This window comes from Bradyrhizobium sp. CCGB01 (genome assembly GCF_024199795.1).
Lineage (GTDB): Bacteria > Pseudomonadota > Alphaproteobacteria > Rhizobiales > Xanthobacteraceae > Bradyrhizobium.
Genome location: NZ_JANADK010000001.1, coordinates 1,832,473 through 1,851,734, shown reverse-complemented (window position 1 = coordinate 1,851,734; position 19,262 = coordinate 1,832,473). Strand labels below are relative to the sequence as shown.

The window sequence follows — 19,262 nt, the reverse complement described above, 5'->3', positions numbered from 1 at the left end:
GCGCGGATCAGTGTGTTCACGGTAGTGCGTCAAGGGGTACTGATACGCTCTACGTCGGTGATACTGTTCTGTTTGAAGTCGCTCGCGATAGGCAACGCCATCGCTAACGCGCGGTCAGCGTCATCGTACAGACAAGCCCAGTTTCCGGCCCGCCCCAGTCGGGGTCACCAGAGTTAGTGCTTTCGTCGCATCGCTCGCCCCAAAGGACATAGACCTTTGGTTTCTGGGTAATCCATAGTTCGGTTTCTCGCAGCAAGACGGGCCCAACCTTGATGTGGGAGTCGGGTCTGTAGTTGCGAACCACTATGCGCGTGATCAGTAACCTGCCCGCGAATTTCACCAAGCGCCCTCAGGATGCTTAACCGGAGGGTAAATTATGACGGAAATCACAGGTATTCCGTTCGATGCGCCCCTTTATCACGGGGGTGAAGGGCATGACAGCGCGTTTCTTAATTGCCAAGCCGTTTAAGCCATCTTTACAATTGCAAGCGACGTGGGACGCCTATTACCAAAGCAGCTAATTCCTGCCGCAAATCCCCCAATCGGGGTAGTAGGTATCGCAAGCTACGGCTCAAGCATCGTCGGACCATATCTGGAGCAACATTCTGGAATCGAAGTTCGTGATCCTGGCGGGTAGACCGGCTTCTATATTCCTGACATCTATGTGACCGCGAACGATGCTGCCCTCGCATCGGGACGCGAGGGGCTCGGAGCTACCAAAAAGTTTGCACACTTCGCATTGACCCGGGAGGGCGGCTTAGTTCAAGGGACACTTGAACGTCCGGCAAGCAAGCGTCTGTTGACCATCACTGCTCAACCGGATTCGCGCCTGAGACCGGCTGCACGGCAGATGTGCTCCACACGCACCAACTTCTAGTCGATTCGGCATTTGCCTCCGATAACCCAGTCCGGGAAAGGAGCTGCGACACAGGGCGTAAGTGGTGCGCGCTAAGTCGCGGCCGCACGAAGAGCTACATATCAGTGCTGCCAAACCGCTTCGATCCGTCAAATTCATTACGATGCTTCATCGGCCTGGAACATCAACGAAGTCGGCTACCTCGCCCCAGCGGCCTCACCGCGCGTTTCAAACGGATGACCTGGATCTTCATTTGAGAATTGAAGCATTTTACTCCTCGATGAATGCCTCTGAGGCCATTTGCAACTTCCTGTGATCGTACAACCTGACGCTACGTGCGCTTCAAGCCGCTTGTGCTCATGCTCAGGGTGATCCTGGACCGGAACACTGGCGGGACGATTAGGTTCAACGGGCCCGATCGGACGCTGCAAAGATGATCTGAGGCCGGCAAACTGGACCATTTTTGGCTAGCGTTTTTCGCACCGAGTCCCAGACTGGGAGGAGCGAAGACCGACGCGGGCCTCGAAGTTTTCAGACGTCCAGAAGGCGTCATTCTCAAGCAGGGCGCCGACGGCATGCCGGTTGCGGAGATTTGCCGCAAGGCCGGGATCACCCAGGCGACCTATTTCAATTGGAAGACCAAGTATGACGGGCTGCTGCCGACCGAGATGCGGCCGCTGAAGCAGCCCGAGGACGAGAACATCAAGCTGAAGAAACCCGTGGCGAATTTGTCGCTCGACAAGGAGATGCTGCAGGACGTGATCCGCTGAAAGCTATGAAGCCTGGGCGGAAGCGCAAGCTGTTCGACGAAGTCCGCAACGAGTGGCAGGTCTCGATCCGCCGGACCTGTGCGGCGCTCGAGTTCGACGGATCGGCCTACCCTTTCAAATCGCGCCGCTCCGGCCAGGCTGCCCTCGAACATCGGATCAAGGAGATCTGACATGCACGCGTTCACTACGGCTATCGCACGTGTCCACGTCCTCCTCCGCCGCGAGGGATGGCGCCACGGCCAGAACAAGACGTCGCGTGTTTGTGCTCACACAAAATCTCGTCAGCTTTGATCTAACATCAACAAGCGTCGTGATGCCCAATAGAACTGTGTGCTTGCAGAAGCGACTTTCAGTTCGGCACGTCGCTTGCTTTGCTCAAACCAACCTCACATCGCGACGACAGGACGATGCCGAGAATGCTGTGCTGCGATAGTGCGCGCCTGCCGACTACTGCTTCCGGTCTCCGCACCGTTCTCTGCCGCAGCCCTACTCGCAGCGCTCGCGACCTTTCTGCAGTCATTCGCGGCGTGGTCTTCGCGGACGCGCTGTTGGCCCTCAATAGCACTGGATGGCAGCGGTACTCGCCTGCGAATGCCGGACGAGACCGCATTTCGCCGTTTGGCCCAGGCGGGTCGAGCGCCGCTCACTCTCGGACTATAGTAACTTCCGTGGTCAATAGCGCGGCGTTTCCTTTTTGTGGCTGCGGTACGGCGGGTGATTCTTATGCTTTGCTGCGGCTGTAGCTCGTCCTCAAGAGGGCGCAGCCCTCAAAAGTACGGTAGCGCGGCGGAGATCAATAGCCGCGCGTTGGACAGCGGAAGAGGGAGTTGAGGATGCGGGTTTGCGAAGTCGCCGTCGTCGGCCTGGGACTGATAGGAAGCTCTGCGTTCCATTCGCTGGTGCGACGTAGGGCCGACGTGCTCGGATTCGACCCTCTTGTCTTGGGCGAGGCTCGCGGCTCGTCCCATGGCTCGTGCCGAGTGTACCGTCGCTTCAATTTCGAGAGCGCGGCTTACACGGACCTTAGTGAGGCTGCCTTCAAGGGATGGCGGATGTTGGAGTCCGCCAGCGGACGGACAATTCTCATGCCGACTAGGGTACTCGAAGCAGGACCTCCCGGATCAAAGATGGTAGCCGACTCCCGCGCTGCCGCGCTGAAGGACGGCGTCCCCGGCCTCACAACGGGAGCGGAAGTAAACGCCGCATTTCCCGCGTTCCGACTTCCCGAACACTGGGATGTGGCTGTCCAGGAAAGCGGCGGGATTCTGTTGGCCGAAGCTGCGATCCGCGCATTTCGCGAAGGAGCCGAGCACCGCATCATTCAGTCTTCCGCTCAAATCCGGCCGGTGGCCGCCGGCATCCGTATTTCAACGCCTAAAGAGGTAATCTTGGCCGAGAGGGCCATCATCGCTGCTGGACCGTGGATTGCCGGGGCTGGTCCCGGGAATCGCACGACACTTAAAGATCACCCGGCAAACAGTTGGGTGGTTCAAGCCGGCCAAACCCGAACTGGTGCGTTACGGTGAGTTCCCGGCGTTCATTGTCGAAGGGAAGAAAGGAGCGGTATACGGCTTTCCCGATTTCGAGCGACGAGGTGTGAAAGCTGCACAGCACGACCATGGACCAGTCGTGGGGGCGGACGTTTGGCCCCCGCCGCCAACCGACGCAGAACTGGAGACTGTTGCATTGACACTCGCCGAATTGGTCCCCGGTGCGGCTGGCCCAATCGTCGAACGCGATACCTGCCTCTACACGAACACGCTCCGAGCAGACCTGCGACCGGACGAGGGCAACGAATTCATCATCGATCGACTTCCGGCCGATCCCCGCATCATCGTCGCCTCGCCTTGCTCCGGTCACGGTGCCAAGTTCGCCAGCGCGATCGGTACGATGCTCGCGGATTTGGCGCTCGATACGAAGCTGATAGCGCCGAAGGCATTCCAAATCGACCGGTTCAGCGGCGTCGAGCCGCCAAGCTCCTGAGATGTCAATTGATGACCAATTCTGGTATTTGTTCGCCGTCAGCGCCTGCGAGACAAATTGAGGTATTCAGCGGAGGGAGGATTTCTGGTTAATCGTAGCCTCCAGGAGCGAAGATGAAACAGAGATCCGGACCGGGCAAAGCGCCGGCAGAACAATTTCTGTAGGATATTCGACGGCGACCCGCCGGCATTATTCGGCGGAAAAGATCCGCATTGACACACACTGGAGCGAGGAACGCTCCGGAAACCTGATCATTAGGCCGCCCTCACCAACAAAATTGAGCAGGAGCGTGCCAAGAACCCCGAATCTGCTCAATAAGCCGCTCGCAACATTGGCATGAGCGGCGGCGAAGAACCGTGTTGTATCTCACCAACGACTTTGAAACCATGACGCTCGTAAAAGGGAATGCTCGCCGGATTCGAGCTTTCTAAATAAGCAGCGATGCCCTCCTCGTCACATCGTTGAAGAGCGTATTTCATCAGCAATGTGCCAAGCCCTCGTCCGATCCAGGTCGGATCGACCGCAATAAGAGGCAGATACCAATGTGGCCCGGTAGGATGATGTTCCGCCATTCCCTGCCGTAGCTGTGTCATATCCTCAGTGATCTCCGGATGTAGGGACCGCGCCATGATTGCGTCCAGCGCCTGCTCGTCTTGCTGCACGTCAGGAGGCAGCCACAGGGCCGCGGCGCGAATCCCTCCGGTGACGTATGCTGTGCCATGCTCGAACGCTCTTCCGCCACAGGCATTAATGAACTGAGGCATGGTCCTAAGATATTGCCGCGGGTCGGGCCAACTCCATCGCATCAACGGGTCGGCGGCAAACCCGAGCACAATCGTCCAAACAGTGTTTGCCCGAATATTTCCATTCGCAGATTTGATCCCCGATTCCGCTATCATGATTCGTTTTTGAGTCTCTGTTTGAGCGTTAGAATTGCAAAGGTAGAGCATAGGACAAATGCCTCTCAACGAAAGCAATAATGGAAGCGCCCTGAGGTTTCGTGAATGCTTTGGTATCTAGTCCGGGCTCTCCTTCTACCTCGAAGGCACCACGGTGGTTTGGATCTGGAGCTTCGCGTTTCTGTGCCTCCGGGCCTGGAAGCCTCATCCGAGCCGGCTCATCTTCAGCAGAGGTTCGACTTTCTTTTGACGTCGAACGCCGTTTGGCGGCCTGCAACCGCCCTCGAAAGAACGACGCAAACGTCGTTCTTGAGTTGCAGGTGAGAAAAGTCACGGCACGCATGATGCGAACATCGCGCGATGACGTGCACTTCTCAGCGTGAGCGTGCCGGATAGCAGGCGTGGCGCGTCGAGGTCCAGATTAGGCAATGATCTTATGAGGCACCACCTCGTCTGTTACTGAGCTACTCTCCTAGGCTCTCTTATTCAAAACACGTGCCAACACGAAACCCATCTGGTGATGGCGCCTTCACCGATCCACGAACCGTAGCAGGCGAAAATGTTTCCGTTCGTACGTTTCCGGTGCACCTCGGCGGTGGTCACGAGGTGATGGTGAAAAAGCCCGCCCTTGGCAATATCTAGCGTATACAGAACTTGACAAAAAGAAGGGGAAGGGTGGCGCGGGCGCAAACTATGGGCAGGCATCCCCATGCAAAAGTGCCGTTTCCCATTGCCCGCCTCCCCCTCATTGGCGGATTAGTTTAGTGACTATCAGGTGAATATGGAGCGCCGAGACTTGATCGAAACGAGTATCGGCTGTCCTCCGGTACGCTGCGACGGACACCCGAAGAGCAAGAGGCGGTAGTGTACTGTTCGAGACGCATCGTGGGCCCCTCCGCAAAACCATTTAATTTGTCTCACAGGCCCTGACGGCGACCAACCAGCGATAAAACGTGGCTCGCGGGATGCCGCGCTCGTCCAGCGTGCGCTTGGCCGGCAGGTGGATTGCTCGACGAGCCGGATGATCTCGGCCTTCTCGGACGCAGGGTATCTCATGCCTCGTCCTCCCCATCTCTTACCCGATAGGTGAATGCAAGGGCATTCCCCGAAAAGGCCCGTTCATGCTTTATGGAATGGCCGCCCTTGCACCGGCGTCGTAGGATCGCCGACGGTCCAGAACGAGGAACGGAAATGGATATTGCAGTGCTTGGTGTCGATCTTGGCAAGAATGTCTGCAGCATCGTCGGGCTCGACGCGTCTGGCGCGGTCGTGATGCGGCGTAAGCTTAGGCGCGAGACGCTGATAGCTCTTGTGGCGAAGCATCCTCCGTGCGTCGTCGGGATGGAGGCGTGCTGCGGGGCTCATCATCTGGGCAGGTTGTTCGCCGCCCATGGTCATGAGGTTCGGCTGACGTCGCCCGAATATGTCCGCCCGTACGTCAAGGCGCAGAAGAACGATGATCGCGATCTGAGGGGATCGCGGAGGCTGCGACGCGGCCGACGATGCACTTTGTGGGACTGAAGAGCCAAGACCAACTCGACATGCAGACGCTTCACCGATCCAGGGACCGACTGATCGGTGAGCGGACGGCGCTATCAACCAGCTGCGCGCGATCCGGCTTGAAAGCGGCCTGGTCGCGCCGCAGGGCAAACGGAAGCATGAACAATTCCTGGGCGTGCTGATGGACGAACAGGGCGGCGCGGGATTGAGCCCGCGGATGATCGCGTTGGTCGCCGACGCGCGCACCCAATGGGTCAGGCTTGACCGTCGGATCGCAGCTTTTGATGCGGAATTTGTCCGCTGGGCGAACGAGAACGAAGACACACGCCGGCCGACCACAATCCCCGGCATCGGCACGATCGTGGCAACGGCGCTCGTCGCCGCGATTGGACGGGCGGAGTCCTTTGATCGGAGCCGCGATCTCTCGGCCTGGCTTGGCGTGGTTCCACGTCAGTTCACCACCGGAGGCAAACCGAAGCTGCTCGGAATCAGCAAGCGCGGCAATACACATCTCCGCAAGCAGCTGATCAATGGAGCGCGCGCGGCGTTGCCCCATGTGGCAGAGCGTGACACGCCGCTGGACGGTGGGCGAAAGTGCTCATGGAACGCGCTCATCACAATGTCGCCGTTGTCGCAAACAAGCTTGCCAGGATCGCCTGGGCTGTGCTGCGAAGCGGAGAGCGATTTGCGGTCACCAGGACCACGGCGGCGTAGAAGGCTTGGGACCCGGCCGGGCGCCTGGCTGCCACGGATGTTTGCGAGAGGGTGACGACGAGATGCTCTAACAGTCGAACGGCGCTTCGGAAGCCTGGTCAAAAAGACCGCGGCTCGACGCCGGACGCTTTATGAGGACCGGGGCGCGCGTATCTCCATCATGGCCGGAGGCTGCGCTTCGGGGCCGGATACGTTGAAGTAGACTGGTTAGCTGTCAATCTCAGATCCCCTTGCAGACGGGGCGGGCCATACGTCCTTTGAGCAGCCGGTTCTCCAGGGTGAGGTCGGCCACGACTTCCTTCAACGGGGCCGTCTCACGACGCAGACCTCACCGGAGGTTGCTGCACGCGCGGTATCGCCCGCCAGGCGGCGCTTGCCAGCTTCGAGGAGCTCTTTGGACCAGCCATAATACATCGAGGCAGGGATGCCTTCTCGGCGACAGAGCTCGGAGATATTCTCCTCGCCCGCAGTCCTTCCAGCACGATGCGGATCTTCTCTTCCGCCGAATATTGCCGGCGGGTCTGCGCGGCGAATGTCCTTTAGTACTTGTCCTGCCGGCACTTTGCCCGGTCCGGCTTTCTGCTTCATCTTCGCTGCGATCCGGGCAAGGATATCCGTAAGCCACGCCTGCGGGTCGATGCCATTCATTTTCGCCGTGACGATGAGGCTGTACATAGCTGCGGCGCGCCGCCCTCCGCGGTCAGATCCGCAGAATAGCCAGGACTTCCGTCCAAGAGCGATGCCTCGCAAGCCCCGTTCGGCGGCATTGCTGGAGAGACACACGCGTTCATCTTCTAGGAACAGCGTGAAACTCGCCCATCGCTTCAGCGATGTAGTTGAACGCCTTGGCCAGGTCGTGACCGCAAGACAGTTTGGCGAGCTGTTCGCGCACGTAGACCTGAAGGTCCTAGACCAGAGGCCAGCTCAGCGTCTGCCGCACCTGAAGACGCTCCTGGGGTCTCCTTCCATTGATAGAGCGCTCGATCTCGAACAGCGCATCAGTCCGCCTTACGACCTCGATCGCGATCGGCGAGAGCGGGATCTCCTTCTTGCCGGCGGCTCGGGCCAGCCCATCCCCGAGCGACCGCATGGAACGGTGCCGGCGCCTGGCTGATCTTCTCACAGTCGCGGCAGGAGAACTTTTCCCGGACCGTCTCGATCACCTTCTACTGGCGCCGCACCACTTCCAGCGTACGTGTCACGCCCTCGCCGAGCTTGTGAAGACGATTGCTGCCACAGCACTCGCAAGCCGTCGGCGGATTGATCACCACTCCTTCGCGCGGCAAGATGCTTCAGCTTGGCGATCTGCAGCTTCTGCTGCGCGGTCAGCGCCTCGTCTTATGCTTTCGCGCGGGCGACCGCAAGCTCGGCGGCAATTTCCAAACCTTTCGCGCGCTCAGCTGCCAGCGCCTCTTTCAGGGCGGCAACGTCATCCGGAAAGCGTCGCAGTCGCATTCATGCAACGCAGTGAATCACAGATTGGACGCATTGGGACTCCAGCATCGTCGAACGCGCCATCAGGCCACAAACAAGTACGAGAAAGAACAGTCTCTTCGCGGGCCGTGACGGCAGCGGGCGAACCTAGGCGACCATCGCGACGCTGCTGCAGACAGCGAAGATGAACAACGTCGATCCGTTCGCCTGGCTTACCCTCACGCTGCAGCGTATCGCGAACGGCTGGCCAAGCAGCCAAATCGACGCGCTTAAGCCGTGGAACTACGCCGCGTGAATGGCCTCAGCTTGCCGCTTACCCACGTGCCGTCGACCCGGATCCGCGAGGTGAGCCACATGCTCAAGGCCATTCATGCCCAGCGCCGCGGCCGACGAGAAAGCCAGGACCGTCATCGCGGATCTGCGGGCAAAGCGGTATGGCCAAAGCTGCTGATCTCGTCGAGCAGGCGGTTCACGAGACGCTCACTTACTACGTCGTTCCGGACATTCATTGGTGGAAGATTCGAACGAACAATTCGCTCGAGCGCATCATGAAGGAGATCCGGCGACGAACCCGTATCGTCGGCGCCTTCCCCGATGGTCGATTCTGTCGTAACTTGGCGGCGGCCCGGCTGCGGCACATTGCCGGAACGGCGTGGCCGACCAAATGCTACATGAACATGCGACCGCTCTATCAACCACAACTCTCTGAAGCCGGAGCCGTCGCCTGATCAAAGTGCGAAAAATTCGGGACAGTTGCCGGAAGTCGACTGGATGGCTGGCGAGGAACACCTTCACACCCGAGGGGATCATACCGAACGCACCGCCCGGATCACCCGCTGCAAGTGCGCCTCGTCGAAGTCCACGCCGGCACGCACGACGACCTCGCCAGTGGCAATCTCGATCACTGCGCCTGCCAAGCCCCCACCACACCCTCGCAACGCGAGTGCCGCAAGCGATAATGCCGCTCGGCCCGAGCATCACGGCGCCAGGCAAACAGATGCGACGGGTGAATGCCGATCGGCGGGCGATCGCCGAGACGCTCGTGCCAGGCTCCAGCGCCTCTGTCACGACTTGCGCTTTGAACTCGCCCGACGAGCGTCGGCGAAGCTGCCGCGGCCCTCCCTCAAGACGGCCGGCGACCGCTTTGATCATATGGAAGGTTTGAGTTCCAGAACTAGGCGCAGACATAGAAGCTCACATCGGCTCACAAGCTCAGCAGCCGATACCCGATCGATCCCCACTCCGTCAGCGGAGTCTCTTTGCCGCTTACGCTACGATGAATCAGAAATCCTCCCCCCGAAAAACCCTTCAACTTGTCTCACAGGCCCTGACGGCGAATAGAAACACCTAAGCCTGCAGGCTGCGCGGGCACCTGAGTTGATCGCGCGCATGATCGAGGCGCTCGTGGAGGCAGTCGGCTCCAGTCATGGGCTGATCGCCGGACACGTGACGCACGTCCCGATCGACCGCTATCACCATTACAAGACCGGCTCCCATTTGTCTTTGTGGCGGCGGGCACGTGCGGTGCCCTGACAGGTGGTGCTGACCCGCCCGATGGGCGAAGTTGGGGAACTGCTCGGGCATGCTTACCAAGGTCGCCGACGACATCGCAGACACGGTCGGCCGCGCCGAGGCGGCGCCGATATTGGCCAACAAGAGAATGTCTGAGGCCAGGCGGCGCAGCGGCGCGTCCGCCCCTGGGAGTTGCGGGATTGCGCTACGAACCGACGCACATGGCGATGCCCAAGGCGAGCGCTGCCTCACTCAGACGCCGGTTGATGGCCTCGGCGCGTGGCATGCCGCCGGTCAATGGAGCTGATCAGCAGCGGCGCCCGCATAGTCTTGCCCAGCAGCGAGGCGTCAGGTCCAACTCGGGCAATGCGCAGTGTTCGAACCGGATGTACTCAGCCGGCGGCGAACGTGGCCGGCGCCGTTCGCCGATCTAGCACGAGGTCCAGATTGCGCGGCTCAGGCGGTGTCGCTGATGCTCGCTCCATCCGTCCCATCGGGCGACGGCATTGCGTCGGATCGGACCGACGGCAGCGCGCGTACGCCGCCGGCTCCCGCGCGTTCAGGCCGGCGCACGGTAGCCTCCCCCGGCAGCGTCGCTGCGGTAGCGGCTGGTCGAGGTCTGATAGTACTGCGCGCGGATGGCCGCCATAGCCTCGATCAGCGGTCCCCACGGCGCGGGAAAGCGTTCTTCCGCCATCACCCGGTGCAGGATCCGCGTATGGCCGGCCAGCTCGTCGTTGAGGAACTCCACCACAGGCATAGCGGGATAGCGCTGCAGCAGCAGGATCGCCGCGTTGTCGGCCTCGCCGGCCGACCTGTCCTTGTCGCGTCCATGCAGATCGTTCTGCAGGCGCCCTACCGCGGAGATGAGCCGTAGGACCTGACGAAACGCCGGACGCGCGCGCAAGGTCGCCATGTCCAGTCCCCACAGCAACGACAGGCAACAGAACACGTTCGCGTAGGCGATCGAATCGATGCCGTTGTGCAGGTACTCGGCGTAGGACCAGCGTTCCGGGCCTGCCGCTTGCGCGTGTCCGGCGCGCAGCGCCGCGCAGTAGCACCGGGTATCGTCGAGAAGCTGAGCATAGTCGCGACGATCGTAGGCGAGCGCGGCCAGCGAAGCGCGCGCCACAGCGCAGCCCTCGAATCCGGGGAGCGCGCACGGCACGCCCTGCCCCAGCGCCTGCTCCACCGCGGCGAGCTGCTCCGGCGCGATCAGGCCAAGGTCGTTGCAATCGTCGAGCCAGAACAGCAGCGCCAGTTCGCGATAGAACGCTACGATCAGCGTTTCGTCCTGCGGATCGCGGCCGGTGCGGGCGCTGGTGTCGCGCAGGCTCGGGTGGATGCGCTGCAGGATGTACTGGCCGCCCTTGACCGCTTCGACGGCATGCTCGTCAGCGAACCCGGTCAGGGAGCGCCCCCACTCCAGCACCTGCTGCAGCGCGCGTTCGGTCTGGATCATTGCGCCGCTCCTGCTCCCTCGGCCAAGACGCGCCGCCCCCAACGAAGCGCCAGCCACAACCCCGCGAGTTCGGCCACACGCACGACCCGGGTGGGACAATACAGTTCCTTGCCGATCCACAGCGGCGTCTGCGGTATTGCATGCGTCGCATAGCGGGCAAGCATCCACTCCAGCGCGCGCGCCACCGCCTGCGCGATGCGCCGGCGCGCGGTCTGCTCTTCGCTCCCGTCCATCACGTGCAACGCGAACAGCGCATAGGCGGTTTCCTCGAATGTGGACGCGCGACCGGCGCCCCAGCCGCCGTCGTCGCGCTGCGCCTGCAGCAGCGTCGCAAGCGCGCGCTCGTCGCGCCACTGGGGCTTGCCTTGCGCCAGCGCAGCGACCGCATGCGCGGTGGGATACAGCCACGAAACGTGCCATTTCTCGTTGTCCCATAGACCGTGCGGGTTGCGATTGGCCTCGACGTAGGCGCTGGCGCCAGCGGCGGGCTTTCCCAACAGTCGCAACGCATGCAGGGCATGGATGTTGGTCGACACCGAGGCATTGCGTTCGCCGGGGAAGGTGACGAACAGCTCGCCGATTTCGAAATGGCGCAGCGCGTCGACCGTCGGGACGCGGCCTGCGAGGCGCAGGACGCACAACGCAACGGCGGTGTCGTCCGCATCGGCCGCGAAGTGCAAGGCGGGGCCGAGACCGCGCACGCCCAGGCGGGCGTCGAGCTGCGCGACGATCACGCGCACCGTCTCGGCGAGCGCGGCATGCGCGAACAGCCCGGCCAGATGCAGGGTGTACAGCGACCAGCATGGTTCGAACACATTGATCGGCCAGACGTTGGGTACGACACCATCGATGCCGCTGCGCGTCGCCCGCGATGCCGCCTGCAGATACGCCTCGGCGCGCCCGACCTGCGGCGTGCTCCCCTGTGTCACGGCGTGCGCACGCCACGCGGCGGTGGCCGCCGGACTGATGCCGATGCTGCCGTCCTCATCCGGGCATGCAGTGGTCGGCGATGTCCCCCAGGCTTCCCAGGAGTGCAGCAACGGATGGCCCCTCGGCAACATCGCCACCGCCCCTAGCTTGACCAGGCGCGCTTGCCGCAACGGCAGCAGCGCCGGGTAGCTTGGAAACGCGACGTCGCCCGGCAAGGATGCGGCTTCGCCGCAAAACTGCGGCAGGATCAGCTCCGCGCCGATCGGGGCATCTTCCGGCACCGCATGCGCGTAGGGATCGGGCTGGCGCTGAAGGAACCGGGTTGCAGCCTGGACTGCGTCGGTAGCGCCGGGGAGAGGACCGGCACGCTGCAATGCCAGCAACGCCGCCCACGTGGGCGCATGGCGGAACAGCGGGAAGTCCGCGCTTCCCCATCCGCCATCGGCCTGTTGCTGCGCGATGAGCCACGCGTATACGTCCTGCCGATTGTTGACGTTGGCGTGGAACTGCAGAGCTCGCGCCGTGTCGTAGACGGACGGACCGACGCTGCCGCCATCGCTCATCTCACTCAGCAGGTGGCGCAATTCGGATAGGATCCGTTCGGACAGCGCGTTCACGCGAGATGTTCCTTCTGCAGACACTTGACGAGAACCAGGATCGGGCAAACGCCGCGCACGTCGCCGCCCGCCGGATGGGCAGCGCCGGACGGCCGCCCTGCTCCGGCGCGGCGACGCGCCTCGATGCTGGCGCCGGTCTGCCGCATAGGCCGCTTGTGCGCATCCGTGCTGGGCAACCGCTGCGATTGCAGCCGCGGACTCGAACACAGTGCAGCATGCACCGCTGCCGTCCGCCGATAGCAGCGGCACAGGGGCGACTCCATGCGGACGGGCTCGCTCAGGCGCATGGCGCGTGCTTGAACAGATACGTGTTGGCCCGCTGCAGGATCTGCGCCAACCGTTCCGCACGCGGCCCCAGCGGGGCGATGGCCTCCCCGGCGTCGCGCAACAGATCGAGCGCGAACTGGCGCGCTGCCTGCAGCCCCATGATCGACGCGCAGGTCGGCTTCTGCGCCGCCGCGTCCTTGCCGGGGGTCTTGCCCAGCGTCGCGGTATCCGCGGTCGCATCGAGAATGTCGTCGATCACCTGCAATGCCAGGCCGAAACAGGCGCTGTAGCGATCGAGAGCACAGTACAGCGCAGCGTTTGCGGCATCTTCCGCGATGGCGCATAGCGCGCCCATGCGAACGGACGCGCACACTAGCGCGCCGCTCTTCATCCGGTGCATGGCCAAAATCCTGTCCAAGTCGACGTGCTTTCCAACCAGCGACAGATCCATGGCCTGTCCCCCTGCAGCGCCCTTGGCGGACACCGCCTGTGCCAGTTCGCGCACGAGCGCGATACGCTTGTCGCCCGGCGCATCCAGGTTCGCCAGGGTCAGGAAGGCGTGCGCCTGCAGCGCATCGCCGACCAAGATCGCAGTCGCTTCGCCGAACTTGACGTGCACGGTCGGAAACCCGCGGCGAAGCACGTCGTCGTCCATCGCGGGCAGGTCGTCGTGAACCAGGGTACAGGCGTGCATCATCTCGATGGCGGCGCCAACGTCGTCGAGCATGTGCGCCGGAGTGTCGGCCAGTGCACCGGCAGCCAGACAAAGCAAGGCGCGGGTGCGCTTCCCGCCATGCAAGGTGGCGTAGCGCATCGCCGCCAACAGCTCGGTCTCACCGTCGTCTTCGGCGCAGAGAAGACGAGCCAGCGCCTGTTCGACCCACTTTGCGCCCTCCTGCATCCAGATCTCCGGCAGCAGCCTGCCAGATGTGCCGCGCGCCTGCGCGCCCAATCCGCCGAGCGCGGAAATGTCAGTCCGGTCGTCGTATAGTGAGGAACCGGTCTGCATCTTCTTCATATCCTAGTGCCTGACAGGAAACGGCCACGGCGAGTGGCAAGTTGCCGAAATGTTGCAGGCGTCGCATCGGGTACAGCAAGGCCTGCCTCGCGACACGGGACATGTGATGCGATGCCAGCTCATGAGAAGCCGATGCGAACTTTCATGGACGGATGTGCGATCGGGTAATAGCGCCGGCCTTTTTCAACGCCGTTCAGCAACCGCGGCCGTACCCCGGCCTTGTGCATGGTCAGCGCCAAGGCGATGCAGAACTGCACCAGTTCCAGCCATACCAGGTGGTAGCCGATGCAGACGTGCGGACCGGCACCGAACTGCAGCATGTCCACCGGTCGGATCGGCTCCGTGCGTTGCATCCACCGTGCCAGGCGAAACTGATCGGGAGCCTCGTGCAGCAGCGCGGAGGTGGAGAAATGCAGCAGCGGGATGCACATATCGGTGCCCGCGGGAATGCGCCGTTGGCCAACTTGCAATTCCTGTAGCGCGCGACGCGGCAGGAGCGTGGTCGCCGGATGCACGCGCAAGGTCTCGCGGAACAGCGCCTCGGCGACCGGAAACTGCGCCAGGTCCGCGTGCCGGGTCGGCACCGCGCCCAAACGTTGCGCCTCCTCGACCAGGGCGTCCCATAGCTCAGGCTGCCGCGCCAGCTCGATCACCATCCAGGCCATCGTCGAGGCGGCGGTGTCGTGGCCGCCAAGCAGCAGCAAGCGGATATTGGCGACCAGTACGTCATCGGAGAGCGCATCGTCGCTGCGATCGAAGGCGCTCACCATGTCGTTGATCAAGCCGGTGCGCGCGGCATGCGCCCGTGCGTCGCGGACGAACTGGCGCAACTGCGCGTCGATCCAGTCGCGGGCGACGCGGCCACGCCGCAAGGGCAGTCCGGGCAGGTCGACCGGGGGCGCCACGATCAACTGCAGTAGTTGCTGGTAGTTGCGATGCCACTCAGGCAGGTCCTGCGCGGGGATTCCCACCAGGCCGAAGATGAGCTTGAGCATCAGGTCGCCGGTTTCGCGCAGGATGGTTACCTTGCCGCGGTCACGCCACGCCTGCACCCGCGCCCAGATGACGGGCGCGAACAGCTCGCCGATGCCGGCCTGGGTCAACCCCTTAGGCAGTAACGCCGCCTTGATTGGATCGCGCGCCTGCCGATGAGCGCCGCTGTCCTGGACAACCAACGTTCCGCCGAACAATTCGGGCGCGATCTCTTCGATCAGCGCCGAGGACACTTCCTTCTGCCGGAGCAGTGCGAACGCATCCGGATCCACGCAGGTCATCAGGTGTCCGGCAGGGCCGAAATCCAGCCAGAAGTGGCTGCCCAGCGTCCGTTCGGCGCGCCTTAGCAGGCGCGGCAGGTCGCAGACAATCGCGGGAAGATGCCCGACCAGGGGGAAAGCGCCGGGCACCACCGGGATGTCGTAGCGCAGCCGGTGTCGGCGGTCCAGCGGGTTGAGCAGCATGTGCATCAGCAGTGCGGCGCCGCAGCCGCTTCGGCGCGGCCGAGGCGAGGCAGAAGCTGGTGCCGGCGCAGATGCCATTGCATGCACCCGTCCAGCTTGGTGAGGAAACGCCAGGTCATGATGAGATCCGGCTCAACCGCCTTGCAGCGGATCTGCGCGTGACCGTACTGGCTGGCGAGCGAGGCCGCCAGCAAGTTCATCGCCGCCTTCGACGCGGCCGTAGGACGTCTGCCCGATGTCACCCCCTGAGCCCCTGGCACGACGACATGTTGACGATCGCGCCACCGCCGCGGGCGATCATCCGTGGGATGGCGGTGGCGGCAGCAGAGCAGGGTGCCGCGCAGATTGGTCGCCATGGTCTGATCCCAGACCTTGCCGCCCTCGCGCGCGATAAGGAGGACGCATGCCTTACCAGTGCCGGCGCCGGTCACCACGGCCACCTTTCTTTCAAACCATCTCATCGTGTCCTCCTGGACTGCGATGGTCTTTCGCGGCATGCTGGTCGGCCTGCGCCGGAGAAGGCGCAGGGTCGGCGCTGGCGCGCTTGTCATCCCGAGCGTCGCTTTCGATGAGCCGAATGGCGGCGACTGGGCACTGGCTGGCCGCGAGTCGCACGGCGGCGTGCAGCGCCTGCGGCACTGTCGCCACGCACACTTCGGCAATGCCGTCCGGTTCGCGCTGGCGAAAGGTGGTCGGCAGAGTCAGCGCGCACTGGCCGAAGGTTCCGCACAAATGCTGGTCGACCACGACGCGCATCTCAGCCCCCCTGCGCATGCAGCCGCACCGGCAGCGCGCGAAACGTCCTAAGGAACCCCGAGGGCTCCCGAGTCGGCTGCTCGGCCAATGCCAGCCTGGGGAAGCGTGCCTGGATCCGCGTCAGGCTCTCGGCCAACTCCACCCGGGCCAGTTGCGCACCGAGGCAGAAGTGGATGCCGTGGCCGAAGGTCAGCATGATCTTCCCGTCAGCCGACATGCCAGGACTGGTGCCGTAGAACCGCGCGGGATCGAAGTGGTCGGGATCGCCGAAGGCGTCGGGGTCGCGATTCCCGGCCGCGATCAGCAAGCGCACGTCCGCGTTCTTCGGGATCACCACGCCGCCCAGTTCGATGTCGTGCTGGGCGATACGCGGAGTGGCGCTGAACAGGGCGACCGCGTCGCGGCGTAGGACTTCTTCTACGAATGCCTTCACACCGACGGCGTCTCTCTGCAGCCAGTGCCGCTGTTCGGGATACGCCAGCATGGCCAGGACCGCATGGTCGATCGTCGCAGCAGTGGTGGTGAAGCCACCCAGCAGCATGCCCCAGAGCATGCCGATCAACTCCGCATCCGACAGCGTCTCGGCATGGTCGTCGTGCGCGCCGACCAGCATCGACACGATGTCGTGGCGGGGTCCGGTGCGCTTGCGCTGTATGAGGCCGCCGAAGTAGGCCTGCACCTTGGCGCTGGCCGCGTCCGCCGCTGCGAGCTGGGGATTGCTCGCGTGCGGGTTCAGGCCTTCCAGAATGGTGCGGATGCCGGCGGCGAGCCCGAACATGTCGTCCTGGGGCATGCCGAACAGTTCGGCGAAGACCAGCATGGACAAGGCTAGGGCGAATTCCCGATGCAGGTCCACTACCTCCCCGCGCTCCAGCGCGGGCGCCATGCCGTCCAGGCGCGCTGCGACGATGCGCGCGATGCTCGGCCGCAGGTTCTCAATCTGGCCCATGGTGAAATGGCGCGAGACCAGCCGGCGCAGACGTGTATGCGTCGGTGGGTCCTTCATCGCTATCGTAGAGGCCAGCAGATTGAGCGACAGGCTGGTCGCCGCACGTGGGATATAGCGCGCCAGTTCGCCCGGCGCGGGTCCCCGAAACGCATCGCCCGTTGCCTCGAGCGCCCAGCAGATGTCGGCGTGGCGGCTCAAAAGAAAAAGGCCCGACGCCGCGCGATGCACCGGATCGTGGTCGCGCAACCACCGCATGAACGGATAGGGGTCGTGAATGCACGCTGGCGACGCCAGTTCGTCGAAGGCATCGCGGCAAGCTGCCGTTGTTTCTTTCGCGTCCATCTTGGTTACCTGTTGGTTGGATGATCTGACCGGCGCGAACCAGGCGCGTCCGGTAAATTGCGGAGAAGATCCCGATCCCCGGCGTCGACGCATCACCAGAGCACCGGCATCTCCTCGAAGCCGCCAGTGATGATCTCCTTGCGCAACTTCAGTTCTTCGGGCGCCACGGCGAGGCGCAGCCCGGGAAAGCGCTGGAAGATCGAACCGAACACCGCCTTGAGCTCCAGCCTGGCCAGCGCCCCGCCGACGCAGGAGTGCGGCCCGTGGGAGAATGCCAGGTGCGGCTTGCCATCGCGTCCGATGTCGAAAATTTCCGGGTCGTCGAAATGGCGCGGATCGAACGACGTCGCCGGTAGGCCGACCAGCACCTTGCTCTCCGCGGGAATATGCACGCCCGCGATGGTCACGTCGGTCCTCGGATAGCGCATGATGCCGTCCCAGCCGGCGCCAGGCGGGTACATGCGCAGGATTTCGTCCACCGCCTTGTCCACCAGGGATGGATCGCGGACCAAGCGTTCGCGCTGTTGCGGATGACGAAACATGGCCAGCAGGCCGAATTCGATCTGCGCGATGGTGCTCTCGTGCCCCGCCACCAGCATGCCCGCCGCCAGGCCGATCGCCTCCTCCTCGGTCGCCTTGCCCTGATCGACCGCCGCGAGCAGATCCGTCAGCAGGTTGTCGCCCGGATCCTGGCGCTTGTCCCGCATCTTGCCGCGAATGTAGACGCGCAGCTCTTCCCAGGCCAGCCGCGACGCGCTGCGCGGGCCGCTTTCATGCTGATGCGTCATCACCTCGTCGGACAGGCCAGCGAAAAAGGCGTGATCCTGGTAGGCCACGCCCATCAGCGCGCTGATGACCATGGCCGGAAGCGGAAAGCAGAGGTGGCGCCGCAGGTCGGCGGGCTGGGGCTGGGCCGCCAGCGTGTCGAACAACTGCGCGGCGATCGCCTCTACCTCCTGCGCAAGCAGCTTCATCCTGGCGTTGCTGAAGGCCGGCGCCACGATCGCGCGTAACCGGGAATGCTCGCCCCCCTCGTGCGAGACCAGCCATCCCGGCGAACCGAGAATCACCGAATCCGGGGTGAATGCCACCGGCGGCATTCCCGCGGGCCGGAAAGCCGCGTCGGACAGCACCGCCTTGGCCTCGTCGTAGCCTGTCACCCACCAGCCTTCGTGCCCGGACGGGAAGCGCACGCGGTGGATCGGACCGTCGGCGCGTAGCGCCAACATCTCAGGCGAGGGCTCGATGTGATCGACGCGCCACATCGGCAGCGTCGGCAAGGGTTGTTCGGACATGGTGGCACTTCACTCTCTAAGCGGAAGGTGACCGGCAGGCGCTGCGGCGAGGATGACGTAAGACGGCATGTAGACGACGTCCTCCGCGGCGATGGTAGGCGCGAGATCCTCCAGCCGCACGAACAGCGCGGGGAAGGCGCATCGCAATTTTAGGCGCGCCAACGCAGCGCTCAGGCACGCCCTAGATCGACTGACCGTAGGGATTGGTGAAGGAGGTTCGACCGTACCCGCCGCCGACGTGTCCGCCAACATAGCCTCCGGACTAGCCCACACCGCCGGTGGCAGTTTCACTCCTGGCTCACGGTCTGCCGCTTTGGTTGCACCGCTCGCGACGAGCACAATTGTTGTGGCTGCCAAAAGAAGAACTCTAGATCGGATCCAACACTTCCCTGCATTTTCTCTGTTCACAACCGAGCGGCAAGTCATTGCCACAGCAAACCGTCGGAACCGACCAGACGCGAACAGCGACGCGTGGCGTGTCCGTCCCGAAGACCGTCACAC

16 protein-coding genes and 6 pseudogenes are annotated in these 19,262 nt (G+C 63.2%); 8 read left to right on the top strand and 14 right to left on the bottom strand.

What is annotated here, in order from left to right; translation table 11 throughout:
* Nucleotides 1–649: 649 nt before the first annotated feature.
* The 4 genes and pseudogenes from NLM25_RS08380 (at nucleotide 650) to NLM25_RS08370 (ending at nucleotide 3,609) form a co-directional block, all read left to right on the top strand.
* On the top strand, nucleotides 650–877 hold the full coding sequence (locus tag NLM25_RS08380) for an acetoacetate decarboxylase family protein (protein ID WP_309143647.1): 228 nt from the start codon (nucleotides 650–652) through the stop codon (nucleotides 875–877).
* Nucleotides 878–1,372: 495 nt separating this feature from the next.
* A pseudogene (locus NLM25_RS08375) lies at nucleotides 1,373–1,887 on the top strand (transposase); the annotation flags it as partial.
* A gap of 572 nt (nucleotides 1,888–2,459) precedes the next feature.
* Nucleotides 2,460–3,152, top strand: coding sequence for an FAD-dependent oxidoreductase (locus NLM25_RS44355; protein ID WP_375167818.1), 693 nt, complete (start codon nucleotides 2,460–2,462; stop codon nucleotides 3,150–3,152).
* Nucleotides 3,052–3,609, top strand: coding sequence for an FAD-dependent oxidoreductase (locus NLM25_RS08370; protein ID WP_254136629.1), 558 nt, complete (start codon nucleotides 3,052–3,054; stop codon nucleotides 3,607–3,609). The genes NLM25_RS44355 and NLM25_RS08370 overlap by 101 nt, the downstream gene beginning before the upstream one ends.
* Before the next feature lie 311 nt (nucleotides 3,610–3,920).
* On the opposite strand, the gene NLM25_RS08365 is transcribed toward NLM25_RS08370, so the two are convergent.
* Entirely contained in the window at nucleotides 3,921–4,508 is a 588-nt protein-coding gene (locus tag NLM25_RS08365) for an N-acetyltransferase (RefSeq protein WP_254116424.1), read from the bottom strand.
* Nucleotides 4,509–5,699: 1,191 nt separating this feature from the next.
* Between NLM25_RS08365 and NLM25_RS08355 the strand changes: the two are divergent.
* Nucleotides 5,700–6,722, top strand: a pseudogene (locus NLM25_RS08355) (IS110 family transposase).
* A gap of 241 nt (nucleotides 6,723–6,963) precedes the next feature.
* On the opposite strand, the pseudogene NLM25_RS08350 reads toward NLM25_RS08355, so the two are convergent.
* Both NLM25_RS08350 and NLM25_RS08345 read right to left on the bottom strand, forming a co-directional pair.
* A pseudogene (locus NLM25_RS08350) lies at nucleotides 6,964–7,310 on the bottom strand (transposase); the annotation flags it as partial.
* Between the two features lie 3 nt (nucleotides 7,311–7,313).
* Nucleotides 7,314–8,177, bottom strand: a pseudogene (locus NLM25_RS08345) (transposase); the annotation flags it as partial.
* Between the two features lie 37 nt (nucleotides 8,178–8,214).
* Here NLM25_RS08345 and NLM25_RS08340 point away from each other — a divergent pair.
* The 3 genes and pseudogenes from NLM25_RS08340 to NLM25_RS08330 all read left to right on the top strand — a co-directional run.
* A pseudogene (locus tag NLM25_RS08340) lies at nucleotides 8,215–8,451 on the top strand (transposase domain-containing protein); the annotation flags it as partial.
* A 139-nt stretch (nucleotides 8,452–8,590) separates the two neighbouring features.
* Nucleotides 8,591–8,884, top strand: coding sequence for a transposase (locus tag NLM25_RS44350; protein ID WP_375166824.1), 294 nt, complete (start codon nucleotides 8,591–8,593; stop codon nucleotides 8,882–8,884).
* Nucleotides 8,885–9,545: 661 nt separating this feature from the next.
* Entirely contained in the window at nucleotides 9,546–9,689 is a 144-nt protein-coding gene (locus NLM25_RS08330) for a hypothetical protein (RefSeq protein ID WP_254124744.1), read from the top strand.
* A gap of 90 nt (nucleotides 9,690–9,779) precedes the next feature.
* Here NLM25_RS08330 and NLM25_RS08325 read toward each other — a convergent pair.
* From NLM25_RS08325 to NLM25_RS08275, 11 genes and pseudogenes are all read right to left on the bottom strand, one after another.
* A pseudogene (locus NLM25_RS08325) lies at nucleotides 9,780–10,175 on the bottom strand (type 2 isopentenyl-diphosphate Delta-isomerase); the annotation flags it as partial.
* 52 nt (nucleotides 10,176–10,227) lie between these two features.
* Nucleotides 10,228–11,130, bottom strand: a complete 903-nt coding sequence (locus NLM25_RS08320; RefSeq protein ID WP_254116423.1) for a hypothetical protein — start codon at nucleotides 11,128–11,130, stop codon at nucleotides 10,228–10,230.
* The gene (locus NLM25_RS08315) at nucleotides 11,127–12,677 is read right to left on the bottom strand and encodes a hypothetical protein (RefSeq protein ID WP_254136628.1); all 1,551 of its coding nucleotides are present in this window, start codon (nucleotides 12,675–12,677) and stop codon (nucleotides 11,127–11,129) included. Before NLM25_RS08315 ends, NLM25_RS08320 begins: the two co-directional genes overlap by 4 nt.
* Nucleotides 12,674–12,823, bottom strand: a complete 150-nt coding sequence (locus tag NLM25_RS08310) for a hypothetical protein (protein ID WP_254116421.1) — start codon at nucleotides 12,821–12,823, stop codon at nucleotides 12,674–12,676. Before NLM25_RS08310 ends, NLM25_RS08315 begins: the two co-directional genes overlap by 4 nt.
* 131 nt (nucleotides 12,824–12,954) lie before the next feature.
* Nucleotides 12,955–13,953, bottom strand: coding sequence for a polyprenyl synthetase family protein (locus NLM25_RS08305; protein ID WP_254124176.1), 999 nt, complete (start codon nucleotides 13,951–13,953; stop codon nucleotides 12,955–12,957).
* 128 nt (nucleotides 13,954–14,081) lie between these two features.
* Entirely contained in the window at nucleotides 14,082–15,425 is a 1,344-nt protein-coding gene (locus NLM25_RS08300; RefSeq protein ID WP_254136627.1) for a cytochrome P450, read from the bottom strand.
* Nucleotides 15,425–15,880, bottom strand: a complete 456-nt coding sequence (locus tag NLM25_RS08295) for an SDR family oxidoreductase (RefSeq protein WP_254116419.1) — start codon at nucleotides 15,878–15,880, stop codon at nucleotides 15,425–15,427. Before NLM25_RS08295 ends, NLM25_RS08300 begins: the two co-directional genes overlap by 1 nt.
* Nucleotides 15,867–16,175, bottom strand: a complete 309-nt coding sequence (locus tag NLM25_RS08290; protein WP_254136626.1) for a ferredoxin — start codon at nucleotides 16,173–16,175, stop codon at nucleotides 15,867–15,869. The genes NLM25_RS08295 and NLM25_RS08290 overlap by 14 nt, the downstream gene beginning before the upstream one ends.
* A gap of 1 nt (nucleotide 16,176) precedes the next feature.
* Nucleotides 16,177–17,466 carry a cytochrome P450 gene (locus tag NLM25_RS08285; protein ID WP_254116417.1) on the bottom strand — a complete coding sequence of 430 codons (1,290 nt, stop codon included), beginning with the start codon at nucleotides 17,464–17,466 and terminating at the stop codon, nucleotides 16,177–16,179.
* A gap of 92 nt (nucleotides 17,467–17,558) precedes the next feature.
* Complete coding sequence (locus tag NLM25_RS08280; protein ID WP_254136625.1) at nucleotides 17,559–18,761, bottom strand: cytochrome P450; 1,203 nt, start codon at nucleotides 18,759–18,761, stop codon at nucleotides 17,559–17,561.
* A gap of 9 nt (nucleotides 18,762–18,770) precedes the next feature.
* Nucleotides 18,771–18,923 carry a cytochrome P450 gene (locus tag NLM25_RS08275; protein ID WP_254116415.1) on the bottom strand — a complete coding sequence of 51 codons (153 nt, stop codon included), beginning with the start codon at nucleotides 18,921–18,923 and terminating at the stop codon, nucleotides 18,771–18,773.
* Between the last annotated feature and the right edge of the window lie 339 nt (nucleotides 18,924–19,262).